Source organism: Sphingomonas sp. PP-CE-3G-477 (assembly GCF_003050745.1).
Lineage (GTDB): Bacteria > Pseudomonadota > Alphaproteobacteria > Sphingomonadales > Sphingomonadaceae > Sphingomonas.
Genome location: NZ_QAOF01000001.1, coordinates 1,059,159 through 1,077,779, shown reverse-complemented (window position 1 = coordinate 1,077,779; position 18,621 = coordinate 1,059,159). Strand labels below are relative to the sequence as shown.

Sequence of the window (18,621 nt, the reverse complement as noted above, 5' to 3'; positions counted from 1 at the left end):
GTCCGCTGACTCGGGATTCACCGCCCTTCTGGACCCGGACGGCCGCCGCGCTGTTCGCGGAACTCGGCGCCACCATGAGCGGCCTAACCGCGATCGAGGCGTCGGCAAGCCTTACGCGTTATGGCCCCAACAGCGACAGCGCCGAAGCCCGCACCGGCCCGGCACGCGCGATGGCGCGGCGCCTGCTCGAACCGCTCTCGCTCATCCTGCTGGCCGCGGGACTCGTATCGGCCGCGACCGGCGATGCGGTCGGCGGATCGATCATCGTCGTCATCCTCGGCTTCTCCGTTCTGCTCGACACCTATCAGGAGGGACAGGCGGTTCACGCCGCCGCGATCCTGCGCCAGTCGGTCGCCGTTTCCGCGCGCGTGCTTCGTGACGGCGCGTTCGTCGCGGTTGCGGTCGAGGGGGTGGTGCCGGGCGACATCGTCGAGGTTCGCGCGGGCGACATCATTCCCGCCGACGCGCTGATCCTCGACAGCACCGCCTTCACCGCCAACGAAGCCGCGCTGACCGGCGAACCCTATCCGGTCGACAAGCGTGCCGGCATCGTCACGGCGACCTCCGCTGCCGAAGCCTCGAACGCGCTGTTCCGCGGGGCGATCGCGCAGACCGGTACCGCGACCGCGCTGGTCGTCGGCACCGGGCGGGCGACGCTGTTCGGTTCGGCGGCGGCGGCGCTGGCGACCGATGCCGCCCCCTCCCCGTTCGAGCGCGACCTCCATGCCTATGGCCTGCTGACGACCCGGTTGACGCTGGCGCTGGTCGTGGTCGTGCTGACCGCGAGCATCTTCCTCGGCCGGCCGTTGCTCCAGTCGTTGCTGTTCGCGGTCGCGCTCGCCGTCGGGCTGACGCCGGAGCTGTTGCCGATGATCACCACCGTCACGCTGTCGCGCGGCGCGATGCGGATGGCGAAGCGCAAGGTGATCGTGAAGCGGCTTGCATCGATCCACGATCTCGGCGCGATGACGATCCTGTGCACCGACAAGACCGGTACGCTCACGTCCGCGCAGATCAGCCTCGCGCGGAGCATCGACCGCGCAGGCCAGGACGATCCGGAAGCCGCACGGCTCGGCGCTATCGCAGCCGCGCTCGGCGGTGATCGCGGCGCGCTCGATACGGCCCTGGTTACCGCATCGCCGGACGCCGCGAAGGGTTGGGCGCTGGCTGCGCAAAGCGTGTTCGACTTCGACCGGCGGCTCGGGACGGTGCTGGCGAGCGGAACCGACGGCATCATCCTGATCACCAAGGGGGCGCCCGAGGCCGTGCTCGCGGGATGCGCCACGTTGACCGACGCGGACCGGGCAGCCGTCCTCGCGCAGGTCCGCACGCTTGCCGAACAGGGTCTTCGCGCGATCGCGATCGCCTCGCGACCCTGGGACGGCCCGGCTCGCCCGCCGACGCCGCAGGACGAAACCAACCTCGTCTACGCCGGCCTCTGCGCATTCGCCGATCCACCGAAGGACACCGCGCCCGCCGCCGTCGCGCGGCTGCAGGCGGCGGGGATCCGGCTGAAAATCCTGTCGGGCGACGATCCCGTGGTGGTCGCGCGCCTTGCCGGACTGGTCGGCCTTGCTACGTCCCGCGTGCTGTCCGGCGCCGACATCGCGAGGCTCGGCGACGACGCGCTGGCGGTGCAGGTCCGCGAGGTCGACGCCTATGGCCGGCTCGCGCCCGACCAGAAGGCGCGGTTGGTCCGCGCGTTGCAGGCGGACGGTGCGATCGTCGGCTATCTCGGCGACGGGATCAACGACGCGCCTGCGCTGAAGCTCGCCGATATCGGCCTTTCGGTCGCCGGCGCCGCCAGCGTCGCGCAGGCGTCGGCGGACATGATCATGCTCGACAGCGATCTCGGCGTGGTGGCGGACGGCGTCGAGGAGGGTCGGCGGACGTTTGCGAACATCCTCAAATACGTCCGGATGGGGGCCAGTTCGAACTTCGGCAACATGCTGTCGATGGCGGCAGCGTCGCTGTTCCTGCCCTTCCTGCCGATGCTGCCGACGCAGATCCTGCTCAACAACCTGCTCTACGACGTGTCGGAGATCGGCATTCCGTTCGACGGCGTCCGGCCCGAAGCCGTCGCAAGGCCGCAGGTGTGGAGCATGCCCGCGCTGATCCGCTTTGCCGCCGTCATGGGTCCGTTGTCGTCGGCGTTTGACCTGCTGACGTTCGCGGGGCTGTCGCTGATCTTCCACGTTGCCGCACCCGAGTTCCGCACCGCCTGGTTCCTGGAATCGATGGCGACGCAGATCCTGGTGATCTTCGTCATCCGCACCAACGGTCGTCCGTGGGCGGACCTGCCGCGCCCGGCGCTCGCGCTGTCGTCGCTCGGTGCGCTGCTCGTGGCGATGGTGCTGCCGTTCACGCCGGTCGGCGGCTGGTTCGGCTTCGTCGCGCCGCCGCTCGCGGTAATGGTGAGCTTGGCGGGCGTCACGCTGGCCTATCTGGTGCTCGCCGAACTCCTGAAGACCTTCCTGTTCGACCATCGCCCTGCGCAACCCCGGCGCCACGGCCGCGGTCGCGCTGGATGACGATGGTAAACATCTGGCGCGGGGCTCTACGCCATGCCGGCTGGCTGCTCGGCATCGCGGTGATCGCGATCGTCGTCGCCGCCGTGTTGCGGATCGGCGACCTGCACGCATTCGCGATGATGCTCGGCGATGCTCGACCCGGCTGGCTGATGTTTGCGGTGGTGCTACAGGCAACCACCTACGCGAGCGTCGCGGCCGGCTGGGCATTCGTGCTGGCCGAAGCCCGTCAGCCGCAACCGTTCCGCAAGCTCTATCCGATCGCGGTCGGAAAACTCTTCGCCGACCAGGTCATCCCGGTCGCGGGTATGGGCGGCAACCTTTACCTCGTCGATCGCCTCACCGCGCTTGGCGTCCATCGGGGCCATGCCGTCGCCGCACTGCTCGTTGCGATGATCGGCTTCTATGCGGCGTACGGCGTCTTGGCGCTGGCGATGCTCGTAATGGTGTGGATCAAGGGGCTCGCCTCGATCTGGATCGCCGGTTTCGTCGCGATCTTTCTCGTCGTCGCAACGGCGATACCGGGAGTGGCTCTGTGGATCCGGCGACGCGGGCGACGTCCGTTCTCGCCGACATTCGTTCGATTTGCGGCCATCCGGACGCTAGTGGCGATCGTCGGCGAGGCACCGAAGCGCCTGCTCGTAGACCGCCAACTCATCATGCGCGTCGCTGCGGTGAACAGCCTAGTCTTTCTGGCCGACGCCGCGAGCCTCACGGTGTGCTTCCTCGCGCTCGGTCACCCGGTCGGCTTTGCCGTCGCATTCGTCGCGGTCATGACCGCGTCGATGCTGGCGACACTCGGTCCGATCCCGCTCGGTCTCGGTACGTTCGAGGCGGGATCGACCGGTATGCTGACATTGATGGACATCCCCGTCGAAGCAGCGCTCGCAGCCACCTTGCTGCTGCGGGTCTTCACGTTATGGCTGCCATTGCTGCCGGGGTTCGTACTGATCCGATCCGCACTGGCCGACACGTCGCTTCGCCAACGATCACCTGGGCGGTGACGATCCTCACACAGCACGCGCGATAGCCCGCATTCGCGCCGGTTGGGTCCGTCGCCCGCTTCGGCGGCCATGGTGCATCACTTCCCCCGTCAAGCGATCGCCCCGACCAAGTTCAGTAGATCTGGCCGATCCGGGCATTCAAGACAGTCGACCAGAGCGGCCGCACATCGACCTTCGCCGGAATCACCTTTGCCGTCGCGAACCGGTCCGCAACCTGTTGCTGCGAGGCGATCGCCGCATCGGTGACGGGCACTATGCGCGGATCGGAACTGCGCTCTCGAAACTGCTGGAGCCAGATCGCCTCGGGCACCCCGGTATCCTTGGCGAGCGCCGTCGCCCAGGCCGCGGGGTTGGCCACCGACCATACGAAGGTTCGCGCGATCTTGCCGAGATAGTCGCCGATGGCTTCGACGCGCAGGGGGTCGGCGAGCGCGGCGGTCGACGCCGCGACGACGTAATTGCCCGACAACCTCCCTTTGCCGGTGGCGAGCACGCGCGCGCCGGTCGACCGGGCGAGACTGCCCTGCACGCCGTAGATCACCCATGCGTCGAGCCGCCCCTGCTGGAACGCGGTCAGTCCGTCCGATGGCGACAATGCAATCGGCACGACGTCGGCGAACGTCAGCCCAACTTCGTCGAGCAGGCGCAACAGTATGTAATGCGAGGTGGTCGCGCGAACATAGCCGACCCGCTTACCGCGCAAACCCGCCGCATCGCGGATGGTCGAGCCAGCCGGCACCAGCACGACCTGATTGTTCACGTCATATTGCTGCACCGCGATCAGCCGGAACAGCGGGTCCGCGGCGGCGGCGAAGATCGGCGGTATCTCGCTCATCCCGCCGAAGTCGATCGCGCCGGCGTTGATCGCCTCGACGATCTGGTTGCCGCCCGCGAACAGCGCCTTGCTCACCTTGTAGGGCGGCGCCGCCTCGCCGGCCTGCGCGAAGAACGAGTCGATCTGGCCCTTGTAGGTGGCGACGCGCAGCGTCACGTCCTTCAGCGCGACCGGTTTGGAACCTCCGCGTCCGCATGCCGACAAGGCCAGCGCGCCCCCGATCACCGCGCGGCGGGAAACCAGCGGGCTCAATCGAGCAGGTCCGGTTCTTGCGAGACGATCACGTCCCAATAGGGCTGGAACGCCCATAGTGCGCCGACCTCCGTGCCGACCTGCGACGCGGTGTGCCGCGCGACCGCGTCGCTCATCGGCTTGGTCGTGCCGGCAGCCTCGGCGAGCAACTGCGCCTGGCAGGCATTCTCCATCGCGAGATACCGCCACACCGCCGCCTCGACCGAATGCCCGACCGTCAGGATGCCGTGGTTCTGGAGGATCACCGCCTTGCGATGGCCCAATGTACGCGCGATCTTCTCGCCCTCGCTCGCGTCGAGCACGACGCCGCTATACTCCTCGACCAGCGCGTGATCGTCGTAGAAGGCGGCGGAGTCCTGCGTCAGCGGATCGAGCAGCCGGCCGAGCGACGACCATGCCTTGCCGTACAAGGAATGCGAATGCGCCGCCGCGATCACGTCGGGCCGGGCCTTGTGCAGCTCCGAGTGGATAGCGAACGCCGCACGGTTGAGGCGCGCGGGCACGCCCTTGGGGGGCTCGACGACGACGCCTTCGTGACTGACGAGCATCAGGTGCGACACCTTGATCCGGCCGAAATGCACGCCGAACGGGTTGACCCAAAAGTGATCGGGCCATTCGGGATCGCGCACCGTGATGTGCCCCGCCCCGCCCATGTCGTAGCCGTTGCGCCCGAACAGCCGGTACGCGGCGGCCAGACGCTGTTTGCGATACAGCCGCTCGACCACGGGATCGGCGTGGACCGGGATCACGGACGACCCGAATTCGGGCAACAGCGCCTCGACGATCGCACTCTCGGCCGGCTCTTGGCGCCGCAGGGGAAGCGGGTTGGTCATCGTCGGTCTCCTCAATAGCCGCGGGCGCGATCCACCACGCCGTCGAGCGGTTGCCCGCGGCGAAAGCGATCGAGATTGGCGGCGAAACTCAGCGAAAGATTGCGCCGCGTCTCGGTCGTGTGGACGCTGGTATGCGGCGACAGGCGGACGCGGGGATGCGTGTAGTAACGATGCCCGGCGGTCAGCGGCTCCGGGTAGGTGACGTCGAGCGTTGCGCGCCCGACCCGCCCCTCGTCGAGCGCGGCGAGCAACGCATCGTCGTCGATCAGGATGCCGCGCGCGATGTTGATCAGGTGCAGGTTGGGCTTGGCAAGCGACAGGAGTTTCGCGTCGACCATCCGCTCGGTCTGTGCAGTCGCGGGCGCGGCGAGGACGACGTGGTCGGCCTGCGCGAAGATCGTCGCGGGGTCGGCACGCTCGACACCCGCTGCGAGCGGCAGGTCCGAGCGGCGCGTGGCGATCACCCGCATCCCCAGCGCCTGTGCGCGCGGTGCGAGCGCCTCGCCGATCGCGCCGAACCCGATCAGCCCGAGAGTGGTGCCAGCGACGGTCGCGAGCGGCTTGGCGACCCAGTCTTTCCGATCGCGGATCCAGATGTCGGGCAGATGTTTCGCCTCCGCCAGGATCGCGGCAAGCGCGAACTCGGCCAGCGCAATCGCCGAAGCGCCGCGCGCGGTGGTGACGACCGGTCCCTCGAACAGCCAGTCGGGATAGAAATCGATGCCCACCGAGACGAGCTGAATCCAGCGCAGGTCGAACGGCCAGCCCCTGGGTCGCGGCGGGAACGCATCGCCCGGCCGTCGGAACGGCGCGGCGATCAGGACCTCGGGTCCATGCGCGAGCCCGGCCGATCCGGGCGCGATGCTGACGATCTCAGCCGCCTGCGTCGAGGCTGCAAAGGCGTCGTTGAAGAGCGCCGGTAGCTGGCTGGCGACCTGAACACGCGTCACGCGCCACGCTCCGCAAACGCCGCGCGACCGGTGCTGCCCAGTACGACATCGCCCTGCGGCGTATGGATGCGACCGCACAACACGTCGCGCAGATGTCGCTCCAAAGGGTTGCGCCGCGTCAGCCCGGCATTCCCGGTGACGGCGATCGCCTTCTCGACCGCGGCGATCGCGTTCTCGGTGACGAGGTGCTTGACCAGCCCCGCCTCCAACCCGCTTGTTGCACCCGACGTACCGGCATCTAGCAGCAAGCGGTTCTGCAACAATAGCCCGTCGATCGTCCCGACCACCTCCTGGAACCGCGGCAAGGTCGACAACGACGCACCGAGATTGGTCGGCTTGCGATCGATCAGCCAGCCGACCAGCCAGTCGCGCGCATTCCGTGCGACGGCATCATAGATCGCCGATGTCAGCACCGCAGACCAGTTGGCGAACGCAGCGGAATAGGGCGGCTGCTTGCCGACCGGCCTGGGCTCCAGCGCCTGATCGAACGGCACCAGAACGTCCTCGAACACGACATCGTGGCTGGCACTCGCGCGCAGCCCGAGATGATCCCAGCTCTCCTCGATCCGAATGCCCGGCGTGTCGGCGCGCACCAGCCAGCCGCCGACCAGCGGCTCGGCGTCGTCCGAACGCGCCCAGACCACCATCCACGTCAGTGCAGTCGAGCCGGTCGAGAAGATCTTCCGCCCATCGAGCCGCCAGCCCTCAGCAGTACGGCGCGCGATCGCGCCGGGAAGGCCGCCGCGCGCCGGCGTACCCAGATCCGGCTCCACCCGCAGCGCATTGATCAGCGCACCATCGCGCAACGCCTCGCCGACGACACGCGTCTTCAGCGCCTCCGAGAAACCGGACCGATCGTCGAGCCCGGCATGAAACAGATACTGCATCGTCAGGACGAGCGCGGTCGCCGGTTCGCCGCGAGCGACCGCTGCGATCACGCGCCGCGCTTCCGCCAGATCGCCGCCACCACCGCCAAGCCGGCGTGGCGCGGTCAGCGCGAGCAGGCCGTGACGGTGCAGCAGCGCGAAGTTCTCTACCGGCAGCGTACCCGCGCGGTCATGCTGCGCGGCGGTTGCAGCGAACGCGGCCGTCACCCCCGGCAGGATCGCATCCAGATCAAGCGTCGGAACTTGCGGCGCAATCGAGAGGAGTTGCGCACTCATCGCAGGACCCCGCCGGTCAGGTCGCCGACAGGCTTCACGGGAAGACGATCGGTCGCGCACGGCGCGTGGCTGCCGTGCTGCGATCCGCGTCCGGGATTAGGATATACCAATGCTGCGCTCCTTTCCCGCAGCAAGGAGCGCTTCATTTCCCATCGAATCAATGTAGATTGTTTGCTAACGCATATGAGCCTGGCTTCTAGGACCGATCATGGCCGTCAACATTCCCACCGACGTCGTGCGCAGCTTCGTCGCGATCGTCGATGCCGGCTCGATGCTCCGTGCCGCGGACCGCGTGTTCGTCAGCCAGTCCGCGCTCAGCCTGCAGATGAAACGACTGGAGGAACTGCTCCAGGTCGCGCTGTTCCGGCGGGAGGGACGCAGGCTCGTCCTGTCGGTGCAGGGCGAACGGTTCCTGCCGCACGCGCGCGACCTGCTCGCGGTCAACGACCGTGCTTTGGCGGCACTTGGCGACGGAAGCCTGGCCGGCCCCGCGCGGATCGGCTTCGTCCAGGATTTTGCGGAAACGTTGTTGTCCGGCGTCTTATCCGTGTTCGCGTCGAGCAACCCCGACGCCTCGCTCGACGTTCGCGTCGCAGGGTCGGCCGAACTGCTCGATCTGCTCGCGACCGACCGCCTCGATATCGTCCTGTGCATCGGCGAGGACACCGACAAGGCTGCCGTCGCGACCGCCGACATGCACTGGCTCGGCAATCCACGCCTGATATCCGCGGAGATCTTGCCCTTGGCGGTGCTCCAGAAGCCATGCCGGTTCCGCGATGCCGCGATCGCCGCACTGGAGGCGGCGGGCAGGCCCTACCGGATCGTCCTGGAGACGCCGAGCCTGTCCGCCTTGCGCGCAGCAGTGACCGGCGGGATCGGTATAACCTGTCGCACCGACGCCTTGATGGGGCTCGATCAGGAAATCCACGACGGGCTCCCCGCGCTGCCCCGCGTCGCTTATGTCCTGCACATCAACGACACGCGACATCCGGTACTCGACCGGCTCCACGACGTCGTCCTTCGTTCGATCGTCGAATCCGCCAGCGCAGATTGACGCTCTTCACGGCCGCAAAGGCTTTCTTTCCCGTTCCCCTAACCTGCTGAGATCGAGGCGGTTTTAGGCTCGTATTTGCAACGCTCATAAGGCTAGCAAGCCATTCTCTATTGAACGACTAGGAATTGAAGACGCATTGAAGGCGCTCCGGAAAACGAGCGTCCGAAAGGCTGTCCATGGCGAAGACGTCCCAACGATCCACCAGCCGATCATGGCAGAGCAGGCTCCAGCGTAGCCGCTGGGTATCGCCGATAGCGCTCATGCTGGCATGGGAAGCGGCGTCCCGGCTCGGCCTCATCCCCACCCGTACATTGGCGGCGCCTTCGCAGGTGCTGGGCACGCTGTGGGGCATGATCGTATCGGGGGAATTGCCCGCCAACCTTGCCGTATCGCTCGGTCGTGCGGCGGCGGGCCTCGTGATCGGGGTGAGCCTCGGCATCGTCCTCGCCCTGGTCGCCGGCCTCACCCGCGAGGGCGAGGCCGCGGTTGATTCGCCGGTGCAAATGCTGCGGACATTGCCTGCGCTCGCGCTGTCGCCGTTGTTCATCGTCTGGTTCGGGATCGGCGAGACCCCCAAGATCGCGCTGATCGCGTTCGCGACGCTGTTTCCGGTTTATCTCAATCTCTACAACGGCATCCGCGGCGTCGACGTCCGGCTGATCGACGCGGGACGCAGCTTTGGCCTGTCGCGCGCGCAGATCATCACCGACATCGTCCTGCCCGCCGCGTTGCCACAACTGCTGGTCGGCCTGCGCTACGCCTTCTCCGTCGCCGTGCTGATCCTGGTCGTCGCCGAACAGATCAACGCCTCGGCAGGTCTCGGCTTCCTGATCAACAATGCACGCGATTTCATGCGGACCGACATCATCGTCGTCTGCCTGCTCGTCTATGCCGGGCTCGGCCTGCTCGCCGACCAGTCGGTGCGCCTGATCGAAGACCGTGCGCTCGCGTGGCGCCCCAAGCTCGTGGAGGCCTGAACCATGACCATTTCACACATCATCCCGATGCCGCAGCCCGTCCGCCCCGTCGTCAAGCTCTCGCGGTTCTCGCGCAGCTTCGGTACCAACACGGTCCTCGACAATCTTCATCTCGAGATAGCCCAAGGCGAGTTCGTCGCGCTGCTCGGGCGTTCGGGGTCGGGCAAGACGACGTTGCTGCGGACGCTCGCGGGACTCGATACCGCCGATGCACAGGACGTGACGATCCCGACCTCTCGTGCCGTCGTGTTCCAGGATGCGCGGTTGCTGCCGTGGAAGCGCGTGTGGCGCAATGTCGGGCTCGGACTGAAGGGCCCGGACGTACGCGACCGTGCAGAGGCGGCGCTGCGTGAAGTCGGGCTCGGCCACCGGCTCGACGTCTGGCCGCTGACGCTGTCGGGCGGCGAGGCGCAGCGTGTGGCGCTCGCCCGCGCGCTGGTCCGCGAACCGAAACTGCTGCTGCTCGACGAGCCGTTTGCAGCACTCGACGCGCTGACCCGCGTGAAAATGCACGGCCTCGTGATGGCGCTGTGGCGCGCGCACAAGCCCGCCGTGCTGCTGGTGACGCACGACGTCGACGAGGCGATCGCACTGGCCGACCGCGTGCTGGTGCTCGATGCCGGGCGGATCGTCGTCGAGGAACGCATCTCGGTCCCGCGCGGACAACGTACCGGGATCGCGACGGCGTTGCGCGAGCGGTTGCTGGGATCGCTCGGGGTGGAACGGGACGAGCCCCTGCCCTTCGTGAAGGCCGAATGATGGCGAGCCTCGTACAAGACCGCCCGCGCCTCGATCGCCTACGCGATTTCGTCACCGGCATCGGCACGCTGCTCGACCGCACCCGCGACGAACGCTCGCTGCTGGAGGAAGGCAGCACGGCGCTGGGCCGGCTCGTCGCGCACGACGACTGGCTCCCGGAGGCCTACGCCGCCCCAAACCCGGATCGTTATTCGCAATACCTCCTCCACTGCGACAGCCGCGAACGCTTTTCCGTCGTCAGCTTCGTTTGGGGACCGGGTCAGGCGACACCGATCCACGATCACCGCGTCTGGGGTCTGGTCGGCGTGTTGCGCGGCGCCGAACTGTCCGAACGGTTCGCGCGCTACCCGGATGGTGGCTTGCACGCGGTTGGCGCGATCGAGCGGCTCGAAGCCGGCGAAGTCGAGGCCGTCTCGCCCTCGGTCGGCGATATCCACCGCGTATCGAACGCGTTCGACGACCGCGTATCGATCAGTATCCACCTCTACGGCAGCAACATCGGCGCGGTCGAACGCGCGACTTATGACGCGGCGGGTACCCCGAAGCGGTTCGTGTCGGGCTATGCCAACGCCGTGCTGCCGAACCTCTGGGACCGTTCGGGAGCAACGCTTTGACTAATCCCACCGAAATCCGCACCGCGCTGCTGCTCGGGCACGAAATCGCGCTGCTCGACGTCCGTCACGAAGCCGCGTTCGCGACCGGGCACCCGCTGTTCGCTGCCAACCTCGCCTTCGATCGCGTCGACCTGGAAGCGACGATCCGCCTCCCGCGCAAGGACGTACCGATCGTCCTGTACGATGACGGCGAGGGCTATGTACCCGCCGCTGCCAAAGCGCTGACCGCGCTCGGCTACACCCAAATTACCACCCTCGAAGGCGGTCTCGCAAGCTGGCGGGCGGCAGGTTTCGAAGTGTTCGAGGACGTGAATTCCTACTCGAAGGCGTTCGGCGAGCTGGTCGAGGCGCGCCGGCACACGCCGTGGCTGGCGGCGGAGGATGTCGCCGCGCTGATCGAGGAGAAGGCCGACATCGCGATCCTCGATGCGCGCCGGTTCGAGGAATATGCGACGATGAACATCCCCGGCTCGACCAGCGTGCCGGGCGCCGAACTCGTGTTGCGCGTCGCAGAGGCGGTGCCCGATCCCGACACGACGATCATCGTCAACTGCGCCGGCCGCACGCGCAGCATCATCGGCACGCAGTCGCTGATCAACGCCGGCATCCCCAACCGCGTCGTCGCGTTGCGCAACGGCACGATCGGCTGGACGCTCGCCGGCCAGTCGCTCGCGCACGGCAGCAATCGCCCTGCGCCGGAAGTTCGACAAAGCGACGAGACCGCCGCCACCGCCCGCGCCGTCGCCTACCGCGCCGGTGTAAAACGCCTGACATCTGCCGAGCTCGCGGTGCTCGAACGCGACACCAGCCGCACGCTCTACCGCTTCGACGTGCGCCGCCCCGACGAATATGCCGCGGGCCACATCGCCGGCTTCCGGTCCTATCCCGGCGGGCAGCTGGTGCAGGAAACCGACATCGCCGCGCCGGTTCGCGGTGCGCGGATCGTCCTTGCCGACGACATCGGGCCGCGAGCCGACATGACCGCGTCGTGGCTCGCGCAACTCGGCTGGGACGTGTTCGTCCTCGACGGCGGGTTCGCCAATGGCACTGGGGGCGACCTCGAAGCCGGTCCCGGCCCGACCATCCCGCCGGGCGACCCCGCGCACCGGTACAAGCGCCCCTACGAAGGCACCGACAACGCCGCCGCCGCGATGCAGGCCTATCTCGACTGGGAATACGGCCTGGTCGACCAGCTCGCGCGCGACGGCACGCACGGCTTCTACGTCATCTAACACCACAGGAGACACGTCATGCCCGTCAAGTTCATCGGCTATATCGGTTTCAACGACGCGTCCGAAATCCACGGCGTCGGCAAGGCACGCGGCCTCGACAAAGCCTATGTCGAGGCCGCCGCGATCGCGCAGGAAAAAGGCGGCTTCGACCGCGTCCTGATCCCGTTCGGCTCCGACAGCCCCGAAAGCCAGATCGTCGCCGCGCACGCCGCCGCGATCACGACCAAGCTCGGCTTCCTGATCGCGCACCGCCCCGGCTTTACCCAGCCGACGCTCGCCGCGCGCCAGTTGGCGACGCTCGACCAGCTCTCGGGCGGCCGCGTCGCGGTGCACATCATCACCGGCGGCGCGGACAGCGAGATGGCGCGCGACGGCGATCATTCGGTCAAGGACGATCGCTACGCGCGCACCGACGAATATCTGGAGATCCTGAAACAGGAATGGTCGTCGGCCACGCCGTTCGATCACGACGGGCGTTTCTACAACGTCCGCCAGGCGTTCAGCCAAATCAAGCCGACCAATTTGCCCGTGTTCTTCGGCGGATCGTCGCCCGCCGCTATCGACGTCGCTGGGCGCCACGCCGATGTCTACGCATTGTGGGGCGAGACGCAGGCGCAGGTCCGCGAGGCGGTCGGCACGATCCGCCATGCCGCCGCACGCTATGGCCGCAGCCCCGGCTTCTCGCTGTCGCTGCGCCCGGTGATCGCCGACACCGAAGAAGCAGCATGGAAGAAAGCCGACCAGATCGTCGAAAAGGTCCGCGATCTGCGTGTCTCGGCCGGTGCGGCGACCAGCGGCCACGCACCACCGAACGCCGGTTCGCAACGCCTGCTCGAGACTGCAAGCCAGGGCTACCGCGTCGACAAGCGGCTGTGGACCGGGGTGGCGGCACTAGGCGGTGCGCAAGGCAATTCGACCGGGCTGGTCGGGACGCCGGAGCAGGTCGCGGACGCAATGCTCGATTATTACGACCTCGGCATCGACCATTTCCTGATCCGCGGCTTCGAGCCGTTGCAGGACGCGATCGACTATGGCCGCGACCTGCTGCCGGTCGTCCACGAACTGATCGCCGCACGCGATGCCGAACCCAGGCGAGCAGTGGGCTGAAACGGGGCGTCATCTAGGGGCACATCAAGACGGGCGTATCACCGGGTTTCGCCGGATGTTCCCGGCCATTCATCGCCCGATCGGGTTCTCGAACTGCAACTCTGCGACGACCGGGAAATGATCCGATGCATACAGGCTGCCAATGTGGTCGGTACGCACCTCCGCGCGGGTCGGCCTGAAGCCGCGGACGAAGACATAGTCGATGCGTCGATCGGGACTCCCGGTGAAATCGTGGAAAGTACGGTCTGGGCCGAGGCGTACGGGCGCCGCGGCCCAGGCGTCGGTCAGATGGCCTGCAAGCAGGCGGTAAGCGTCGCTTTCGGGGGTGGCATTCATGTCGCCGGTCAGCACGATCGGCAGGTCGCCGGCAATCGACGCCAACCGTTCCAGCAACAGCGTCGCGGATTTCGTCCGCGCGACGTCGTCCTCGTCGCGGTGCGCGAAATGCGTGTCGAACAGTACGAAGCGACGTCGCACCGGGCCGTGGGTCTCGAACACGCCCCAGTTGACCATCCGCGGCAGGGTCACGCCCCACGCCATGCTGCCGATTGCCGCAGGGGTGTCGGACAGCCAGTAATCGCCGTGCCGAACCAGCCGAAGGCGGTCGCGCCGATAGAAGATCCCCATATGCTCGTCGTCATGGCCACCCCGCCGGTCACGACCGAACCACGCATAGCCGGGCAGTGCGCGAACGATGTCGTTACCCTGGGCGGCAAACAGTTCCTGCGTGCCGATCACATCCGGGTTCGCCGCGGCGATCGTCCGCACGAACAGCGCGCGGCGCTTTGCCCAGACGTTCGGACCGTCGTCCGGATTTGGATAGCGGACGTTGAAGGTCATCACCCGCAAACCCGGATCGGGCGTCCGTGCAGCAACGGGGCTGGCTAGGACGAGTGACAACAGCGCGATCAGACGCAGGACTATCAAGGGCATGACGTAAATCTCGAAGCAAGGACGTGCCCGCCGAAACGGCGTTGCGACAGCGTATTATCGGCCGATCATTGCGTGGCGATGACGGACTCCGCGGTGACCCCGCCAGCGAAAATTTCGCCCGATGTCCGACTGTCTCCAAACCGCGACAACTTTTTGCACGCGCCGTCATATTCGCACGCAAACGCGGCGGAGTGTCACAAAATCGTATCGAACCGGCCCTAACGCACCCCTCGAACGGGCGGCTCTGCCCATAACGACCATCCCAGGGGGGACCCATGAATTCGACCTACACGTTGCCGGTACGCCGGCAGCGATCGCGCGCGCTTGCCCTGCTCGCCCACGCCGCGCCGGGTGCGCTCGCGGCCGCGATCCTGTGCCTGCCTGCCAGCGCTGCGTTCGCGCAGACCGCACCGGCAGAGGCTGCTGCGACCGATCAGATCCCCGCCGAAACCGCCAGCGAAGCGCTCACCGGCGATATCGTCGTCAACGGCCGTCGCCAGCAGAACGCACTGGCAGAGGAGCATGACGCGGTCGGCGTGATCGACATCGTCACCACCGGCGACGTCGCGATCCATTCGCAGACCGGGATCGCCGATCTCGCCAAGACGCTGCCGGGGATTTCGGTCAGCCGCGACCAGGGGCGCAACCAGAGCGCTACCGGCGAGGCGCAATACGTCTCGATCCGCGGGTTCGACACCAGCTACAACGCGTACACGCTCGACGGCCTGCGCCTGCCGCAGGTCGCGGGCAGCTCGCGCGCGATCTCGCTCAACCTGTTCTCGCCGTTCGCGGTCGGCGCGATCGCAGTCGACAAGACGCCGGGCGCCGCCAAGGATTCGGACTCGATCGCGGGTATCGTCGACCTGCGCACGCCGACCGCGTTCGACTTCTCGACCGACTTCACCCGCGCCCGCGTGCTGGCCCAAGGCGCGCAACTCGCGCTCGATCGCAAGCAGAAGGGCTTTGGCGGCGCGGTCGGCATCGATGCGGCCCGCCGGTTCGGCAGCGACCGGCAGTTCGGCGTCTATGTCGCGGGCTATTACGAGGAGCGCGCCAACGCCGCCGAATCCACTGCAGTCCAGAACGACTACAAGACGACCAACTTCAACGTCGGCACTGCTCGCGCCAATGGCGATGCGCTGTCGGCAGACGGCGTCCAGTGGAATTTCTACGACAACGAGATCAAGCGGTACGGCGCGACAGGCTCGCTCGATTTCCACAGCGACCCCGTCGAGCTGTTCGCCCGCGTCAACTATGCGACCTATCTCAATACCAACACGATGAACCAGACCGGTCTGCGCAACGAACTCACGCGCGGCCAGACCAACGGCAACCCGGTCCGTACGCTGACCGGCGGTGGGACGACTCAGGCGTACAACGCCGCCGGGATCTACACCCCGCTCGGCATCAACCCGGCCAGCTACTTCCGCACGGAGGACGTCGAGCAGGAACTGTTCTCGGCGCAAGTTGGCGGCAAGGCGCATTGGAATGGCTTCACCGCGTCGCTCGAGGGTGCCTATGCGGATGGCCGGTTCGACCAGCCGCAGCGGATCGAGGCAGCGTTCCGCGGCGTCGCCTACAACGGCGCGGCGACGAATACCGGTCTGTCGAGCGAAGGCGTGGTCGTCAACCTGTCCAACCCACGTTCGCCGCGCCCGGTGCTGTCGTCGGGCGCCAGCGCCTATGTCGGCTCGCTCGACCGCCCGACACAGCTCTATGTCCAGCAGGGCTATGACTATCTGTCGGAGGTCAAGAAGACCGTGAAGGGCAGCGTCGGCTGGGAGGGTACGGGCGTCCTCGCGAGCATCGCGGTCGGCGGATTGTACGAGGATTCGGATCGCGATGGCCGTTCGCTGTCGCCCGATGTCACCCGCTACCGGTTCCTGACGCCGTTGCAGGCGGGCACCGTGCAGGGGCCGACGATCAACCAGTATCTCGGCTATGTCCTCAAGGACTTCCTCGATTATTATCCCTCTCGCGGGATCAAGGTTCTGGAGCGCAGCCAGCTCGATTCTCAGGTTAGCCAATATGTGAACCTGGCGACCGTGTCTCAGCAGGTGATCAACCAGGGGCTGTTGAAGGCGAACGAAAAGCGCAAGGCGGTGTACGGCACCGCGACGCTCAAGCTGGGGACGCTCGAAGTCGTGCCGGGTGTCCGCTATGAGGACAACAGCTTCGATGCACGCTACTTCTCCGCGAATGCGAACGGCATCGGCGGCAGCTTCGTCAATGCCGGCCGCAATTACGACCATCTCGATCCCAGCGTGCTGGCGGCATGGAAGCCCGACGACCGGTTCGTTGTGCGCGGGGCGATCCGGTCGAGCTACGCCCGCCCGGGGTTCGATCAGATCGCCGGACCGACCCGCCGCAGCGATGCGGACTCGAACGGCGTGATCACTGTCACTCGGCCGAATCCAGACCTGAAACCGGTCGAGGCTTGGAGCTATGACGCCGGCGTCGAATATTATGGCGGCGTCGGCCGCTACCTTCAGGTCGCGCTGTACTACAAGGATCTGAAGAACATCCTGGTGCCGACCGGCACGCGGTCGCTGAGCGAAACGGTGGGCAATGTCGTCACCATTCAGCCGGTCAATGGTCGCGGTGGCAACGCCAAGGGAGTCGAGGCGTCGGGGCGCTTCACCATCGGCGACATGGTCGGCTCGACTTTTCTCGGTAATTTCGGCGTCGGCGGCAACATCACCTATCAGCGCACCGAGGCGAACTACCAGATCTCGGCAACCGACATCCGTCGCTCCAGCCTGCCGCAGGCACCGGACCTGATCTACAATGCCGAGGTCTTCTACGCCGACGGCAAGGTTCGCACCAACCTGTCGTACAACCATACCGGCCGCTTTCTCTCGAACGTGCAGGACAGCCAGCCCGACATCTACGTCCAGCCGGTCGGCGAACTGAACTTCGGCCTGGCGTTCGCCGCCACCGACAACCTCGAAATCGGCGTGGCGGCGCGCAACCTGCTCGACCAGCACACCTATTGGGCGACGGTCGGCAAGTCAGAGCGGTACATTTCGAACGATCGCAACGGCGGGTACATGAAGACCGGCCGCGTGTTCCAGTTCAGCCTGACGATGAAGATGTAGTCCGACCGCTTGCCGCCGGCGATTCGCGTGACCGGCGGCACCCTTTCCCTGAATACAGCAAGTCCCCCGATGCGCCCTCTCCGACTTCTCTCGACCATGCTCGGTCCCGCCGTCCTGGCCGGCCTGCCAATGACGGCATCCGCGCGTCCGGCTCCGAACCGGCTGGACCTCGAACGCGTTGTGATCGTGATGCGTCACGGCGTCCGCGCGCCCTTGTCCGGAGAAGTCCCGGCCAACACCAGGACCGCTCGGCGCTGGCCGAAATGGTCGGTTCCCGAAGGTCATCTGACCTCGCACGGCGCAGCGGCGATGCGGTTGCTCGCACGCTACGATCGGCGCTGGCTTGCACCGCTCGGCATCGCCCGCTGCCCCGCCGCCGGTGCGGTCCGGATCTGGACCAATACCGCCGAACGCACGATCGCCAGCGGCAAGGCCTATGCCGAGGGATTTGCGCCGGGTTGCACGATGTCGGTCGGCCACCTCGCCGACGACCGCACGGATCCGATTTTCGAACCATTGCGCGCGGCCGCCACCGCGTTCGACCCGAAACAGGCGATCGCATCGATCGACCACGTTACCGGCGGGATGGACGCCCTCGTCGCGCGCCACCGGCCGACCATCGCCTTGCTGGAGCGTGTACTCGGCTGCAGCGGCGGCGGCGCATGCAGCCCTGCGGGACCGGCGACTCTCACCCCGTCCGCCGATGGCCACGGCATCGATCTCACCGGGCCGATCCGTGATACCTCGGGCATTGCGCAGGTCCTGCTGCTCCAGGAGGCAGAGGGCATGTCCCGCGCAGATGTTGGTTGGGGCCGCGCCGATCCCGCGACGATCGCACGCCTGGGCGCACTCCATGCCGCGCTGTTCGACGTGTTCACGCGCGCGCCCTACATGGCGGCGCATCAGGCTGCGGTACTCGGCCACCGGATCCTCGACACGCTCACCGCGCCCGACGCGCCGCGGCTCGACATACTGGTCGGCCACGATACCAACGTCACCGCGCTCGCCGCAGCGCTGCATGTCGATCTCGATGCGCCAGGCTTTGCCCGAAACGACGTCGCGCCAGGCGGTGCCATCGTCATCGAACGGCTGCGCGACCGGCGTTCCGGAGCCCGCTTCGTCCGGCTGTTCTACCGTGCGCAACCCCTCGCCGCGATCCGCGCGCTACGCCCCGATGTCCTGGCGACACCGATCGCGATACCGAACTGCGCAGCACCGTGCCCGCTGAACCAGTTTGTCGATCTCCTCAGGTCGCGGATCGCGGCCCCCTCCGCCCGGTGAC

General features: G+C 67.1%; 15 protein-coding genes. 10 read left to right on the top strand and 5 right to left on the bottom strand.

Features of this window, described 5'->3' with window-relative positions:
- Positions 1-5 precede the first annotated feature (5 nt).
- Together mgtA and C8J45_RS04985 are read left to right on the top strand one after the other, a co-directional pair.
- Entirely contained in the window at positions 6-2,531 is a 2,526-nt protein-coding gene (mgtA, locus tag C8J45_RS04990; protein ID WP_258191310.1) for a magnesium-translocating P-type ATPase, read from the top strand.
- Positions 2,528-3,532, top strand: coding sequence for a lysylphosphatidylglycerol synthase transmembrane domain-containing protein (locus C8J45_RS04985; protein WP_107962069.1), 1,005 nt, complete (start codon positions 2,528-2,530; stop codon positions 3,530-3,532). The genes mgtA and C8J45_RS04985 overlap by 4 nt, the downstream gene beginning before the upstream one ends.
- A gap of 112 nt (positions 3,533-3,644) precedes the next feature.
- Here C8J45_RS04985 and C8J45_RS04980 read toward each other — a convergent pair whose 3' ends face one another.
- From C8J45_RS04980 to C8J45_RS04965, 4 genes are read right to left on the bottom strand one after another with little or no spacing between them, the layout of a single operon-like run.
- Complete coding sequence (locus tag C8J45_RS04980; RefSeq protein WP_258191286.1) at positions 3,645-4,619, bottom strand: ABC transporter substrate-binding protein; 975 nt, start codon at positions 4,617-4,619, stop codon at positions 3,645-3,647.
- Entirely contained in the window at positions 4,616-5,452 is an 837-nt protein-coding gene (locus C8J45_RS04975) for a class II aldolase/adducin family protein (protein WP_107962067.1), read from the bottom strand. Before C8J45_RS04975 ends, C8J45_RS04980 begins: the two co-directional genes overlap by 4 nt.
- A gap of 11 nt (positions 5,453-5,463) precedes the next feature.
- Positions 5,464-6,402, bottom strand: coding sequence for an NAD(P)-dependent oxidoreductase (locus C8J45_RS04970; RefSeq protein ID WP_107962066.1), 939 nt, complete (start codon positions 6,400-6,402; stop codon positions 5,464-5,466).
- Positions 6,399-7,565, bottom strand: a complete 1,167-nt coding sequence (locus tag C8J45_RS04965) for an acyl-CoA dehydrogenase family protein (protein WP_107962065.1) — start codon at positions 7,563-7,565, stop codon at positions 6,399-6,401. The genes C8J45_RS04970 and C8J45_RS04965 overlap by 4 nt, the downstream gene beginning before the upstream one ends.
- A gap of 208 nt (positions 7,566-7,773) precedes the next feature.
- Here C8J45_RS04965 and C8J45_RS04960 point away from each other — a divergent pair, with 208 nt between their 5' ends.
- The 6 genes from C8J45_RS04960 (at position 7,774) to C8J45_RS04935 (ending at position 13,308) form a co-directional block, all read left to right on the top strand.
- The gene (locus tag C8J45_RS04960) at positions 7,774-8,619 is read left to right on the top strand and encodes a LysR substrate-binding domain-containing protein (protein ID WP_107962064.1); all 846 of its coding nucleotides are present in this window, start codon (positions 7,774-7,776) and stop codon (positions 8,617-8,619) included.
- Between the two features lie 176 nt (positions 8,620-8,795).
- Positions 8,796-9,596: an ABC transporter permease gene (locus tag C8J45_RS04955; RefSeq protein WP_107962063.1), complete on the top strand. Its 801-nt coding sequence runs from the start codon at positions 8,796-8,798 to the stop codon at positions 9,594-9,596.
- A gap of 3 nt (positions 9,597-9,599) precedes the next feature.
- The gene (locus C8J45_RS04950; RefSeq protein WP_107962062.1) at positions 9,600-10,355 is read left to right on the top strand and encodes an ABC transporter ATP-binding protein; all 756 of its coding nucleotides are present in this window, start codon (positions 9,600-9,602) and stop codon (positions 10,353-10,355) included.
- A complete protein-coding gene (locus tag C8J45_RS04945; RefSeq protein ID WP_107962061.1) occupies positions 10,355-10,969 on the top strand; it encodes a cysteine dioxygenase in 615 nt (204 codons plus the stop codon). Before C8J45_RS04950 ends, C8J45_RS04945 begins: the two co-directional genes overlap by 1 nt.
- On the top strand, positions 10,966-12,201 hold the full coding sequence (locus tag C8J45_RS04940) for a rhodanese-like domain-containing protein (protein WP_181321092.1): 1,236 nt from the start codon (positions 10,966-10,968) through the stop codon (positions 12,199-12,201). Before C8J45_RS04945 ends, C8J45_RS04940 begins: the two co-directional genes overlap by 4 nt.
- An 18-nt stretch (positions 12,202-12,219) precedes the next feature.
- Entirely contained in the window at positions 12,220-13,308 is a 1,089-nt protein-coding gene (locus C8J45_RS04935) for an LLM class flavin-dependent oxidoreductase (RefSeq protein WP_107962059.1), read from the top strand.
- Between the two features lie 69 nt (positions 13,309-13,377).
- Here the strand turns inward: C8J45_RS04935 and C8J45_RS04930 are convergent, their stop codons facing one another.
- The gene (locus tag C8J45_RS04930; RefSeq protein ID WP_107962058.1) at positions 13,378-14,241 is read right to left on the bottom strand and encodes an endonuclease/exonuclease/phosphatase family protein; all 864 of its coding nucleotides are present in this window, start codon (positions 14,239-14,241) and stop codon (positions 13,378-13,380) included.
- A gap of 275 nt (positions 14,242-14,516) precedes the next feature.
- Here C8J45_RS04930 and C8J45_RS04925 point away from each other — a divergent pair, with 275 nt between their 5' ends.
- Together C8J45_RS04925 and C8J45_RS04920 are read left to right on the top strand one after the other, a co-directional pair.
- On the top strand, positions 14,517-17,339 hold the full coding sequence (locus C8J45_RS04925; protein ID WP_107962057.1) for a TonB-dependent receptor: 2,823 nt from the start codon (positions 14,517-14,519) through the stop codon (positions 17,337-17,339).
- A 96-nt stretch (positions 17,340-17,435) separates the two neighbouring features.
- Positions 17,436-18,620: a histidine-type phosphatase gene (locus C8J45_RS04920; protein WP_107962056.1), complete on the top strand. Its 1,185-nt coding sequence runs from the start codon at positions 17,436-17,438 to the stop codon at positions 18,618-18,620.
- Position 18,621 lies beyond the last annotated feature (1 nt).

Bases quoted from the DNA above. Each gene is read 5' to 3' on its own strand.
- C8J45_RS04985 (WP_107962069.1), top strand. From the start codon at position 2,528: ATGACGATGGTAAACATCTGGCGCGGGGCTCTACGCCATGCCGGCTGG.
- C8J45_RS04975 (WP_107962067.1), bottom strand. From the start codon at position 5,452: ATGACCAACCCGCTTCCCCTGCGGCGCCAAGAGCCGGCCGAGAGTGCG.
- C8J45_RS04965 (WP_107962065.1), bottom strand. From the start codon at position 7,565: ATGAGTGCGCAACTCCTCTCGATTGCGCCGCAAGTTCCGACGCTTGAT.
- C8J45_RS04960 (WP_107962064.1), top strand. From the start codon at position 7,774: ATGGCCGTCAACATTCCCACCGACGTCGTGCGCAGCTTCGTCGCGATC.
- C8J45_RS04955 (WP_107962063.1), top strand. From the start codon at position 8,796: ATGGCGAAGACGTCCCAACGATCCACCAGCCGATCATGGCAGAGCAGG.
- C8J45_RS04950 (WP_107962062.1), top strand. From the start codon at position 9,600: ATGACCATTTCACACATCATCCCGATGCCGCAGCCCGTCCGCCCCGTC.
- C8J45_RS04945 (WP_107962061.1), top strand. From the start codon at position 10,355: ATGGCGAGCCTCGTACAAGACCGCCCGCGCCTCGATCGCCTACGCGAT.
- C8J45_RS04935 (WP_107962059.1), top strand. From the start codon at position 12,220: ATGCCCGTCAAGTTCATCGGCTATATCGGTTTCAACGACGCGTCCGAA.
- C8J45_RS04930 (WP_107962058.1), bottom strand. From the start codon at position 14,241: ATGCCCTTGATAGTCCTGCGTCTGATCGCGCTGTTGTCACTCGTCCTA.
- C8J45_RS04925 (WP_107962057.1), top strand. From the start codon at position 14,517: ATGAATTCGACCTACACGTTGCCGGTACGCCGGCAGCGATCGCGCGCG.
- C8J45_RS04920 (WP_107962056.1), top strand. From the start codon at position 17,436: ATGCTCGGTCCCGCCGTCCTGGCCGGCCTGCCAATGACGGCATCCGCG.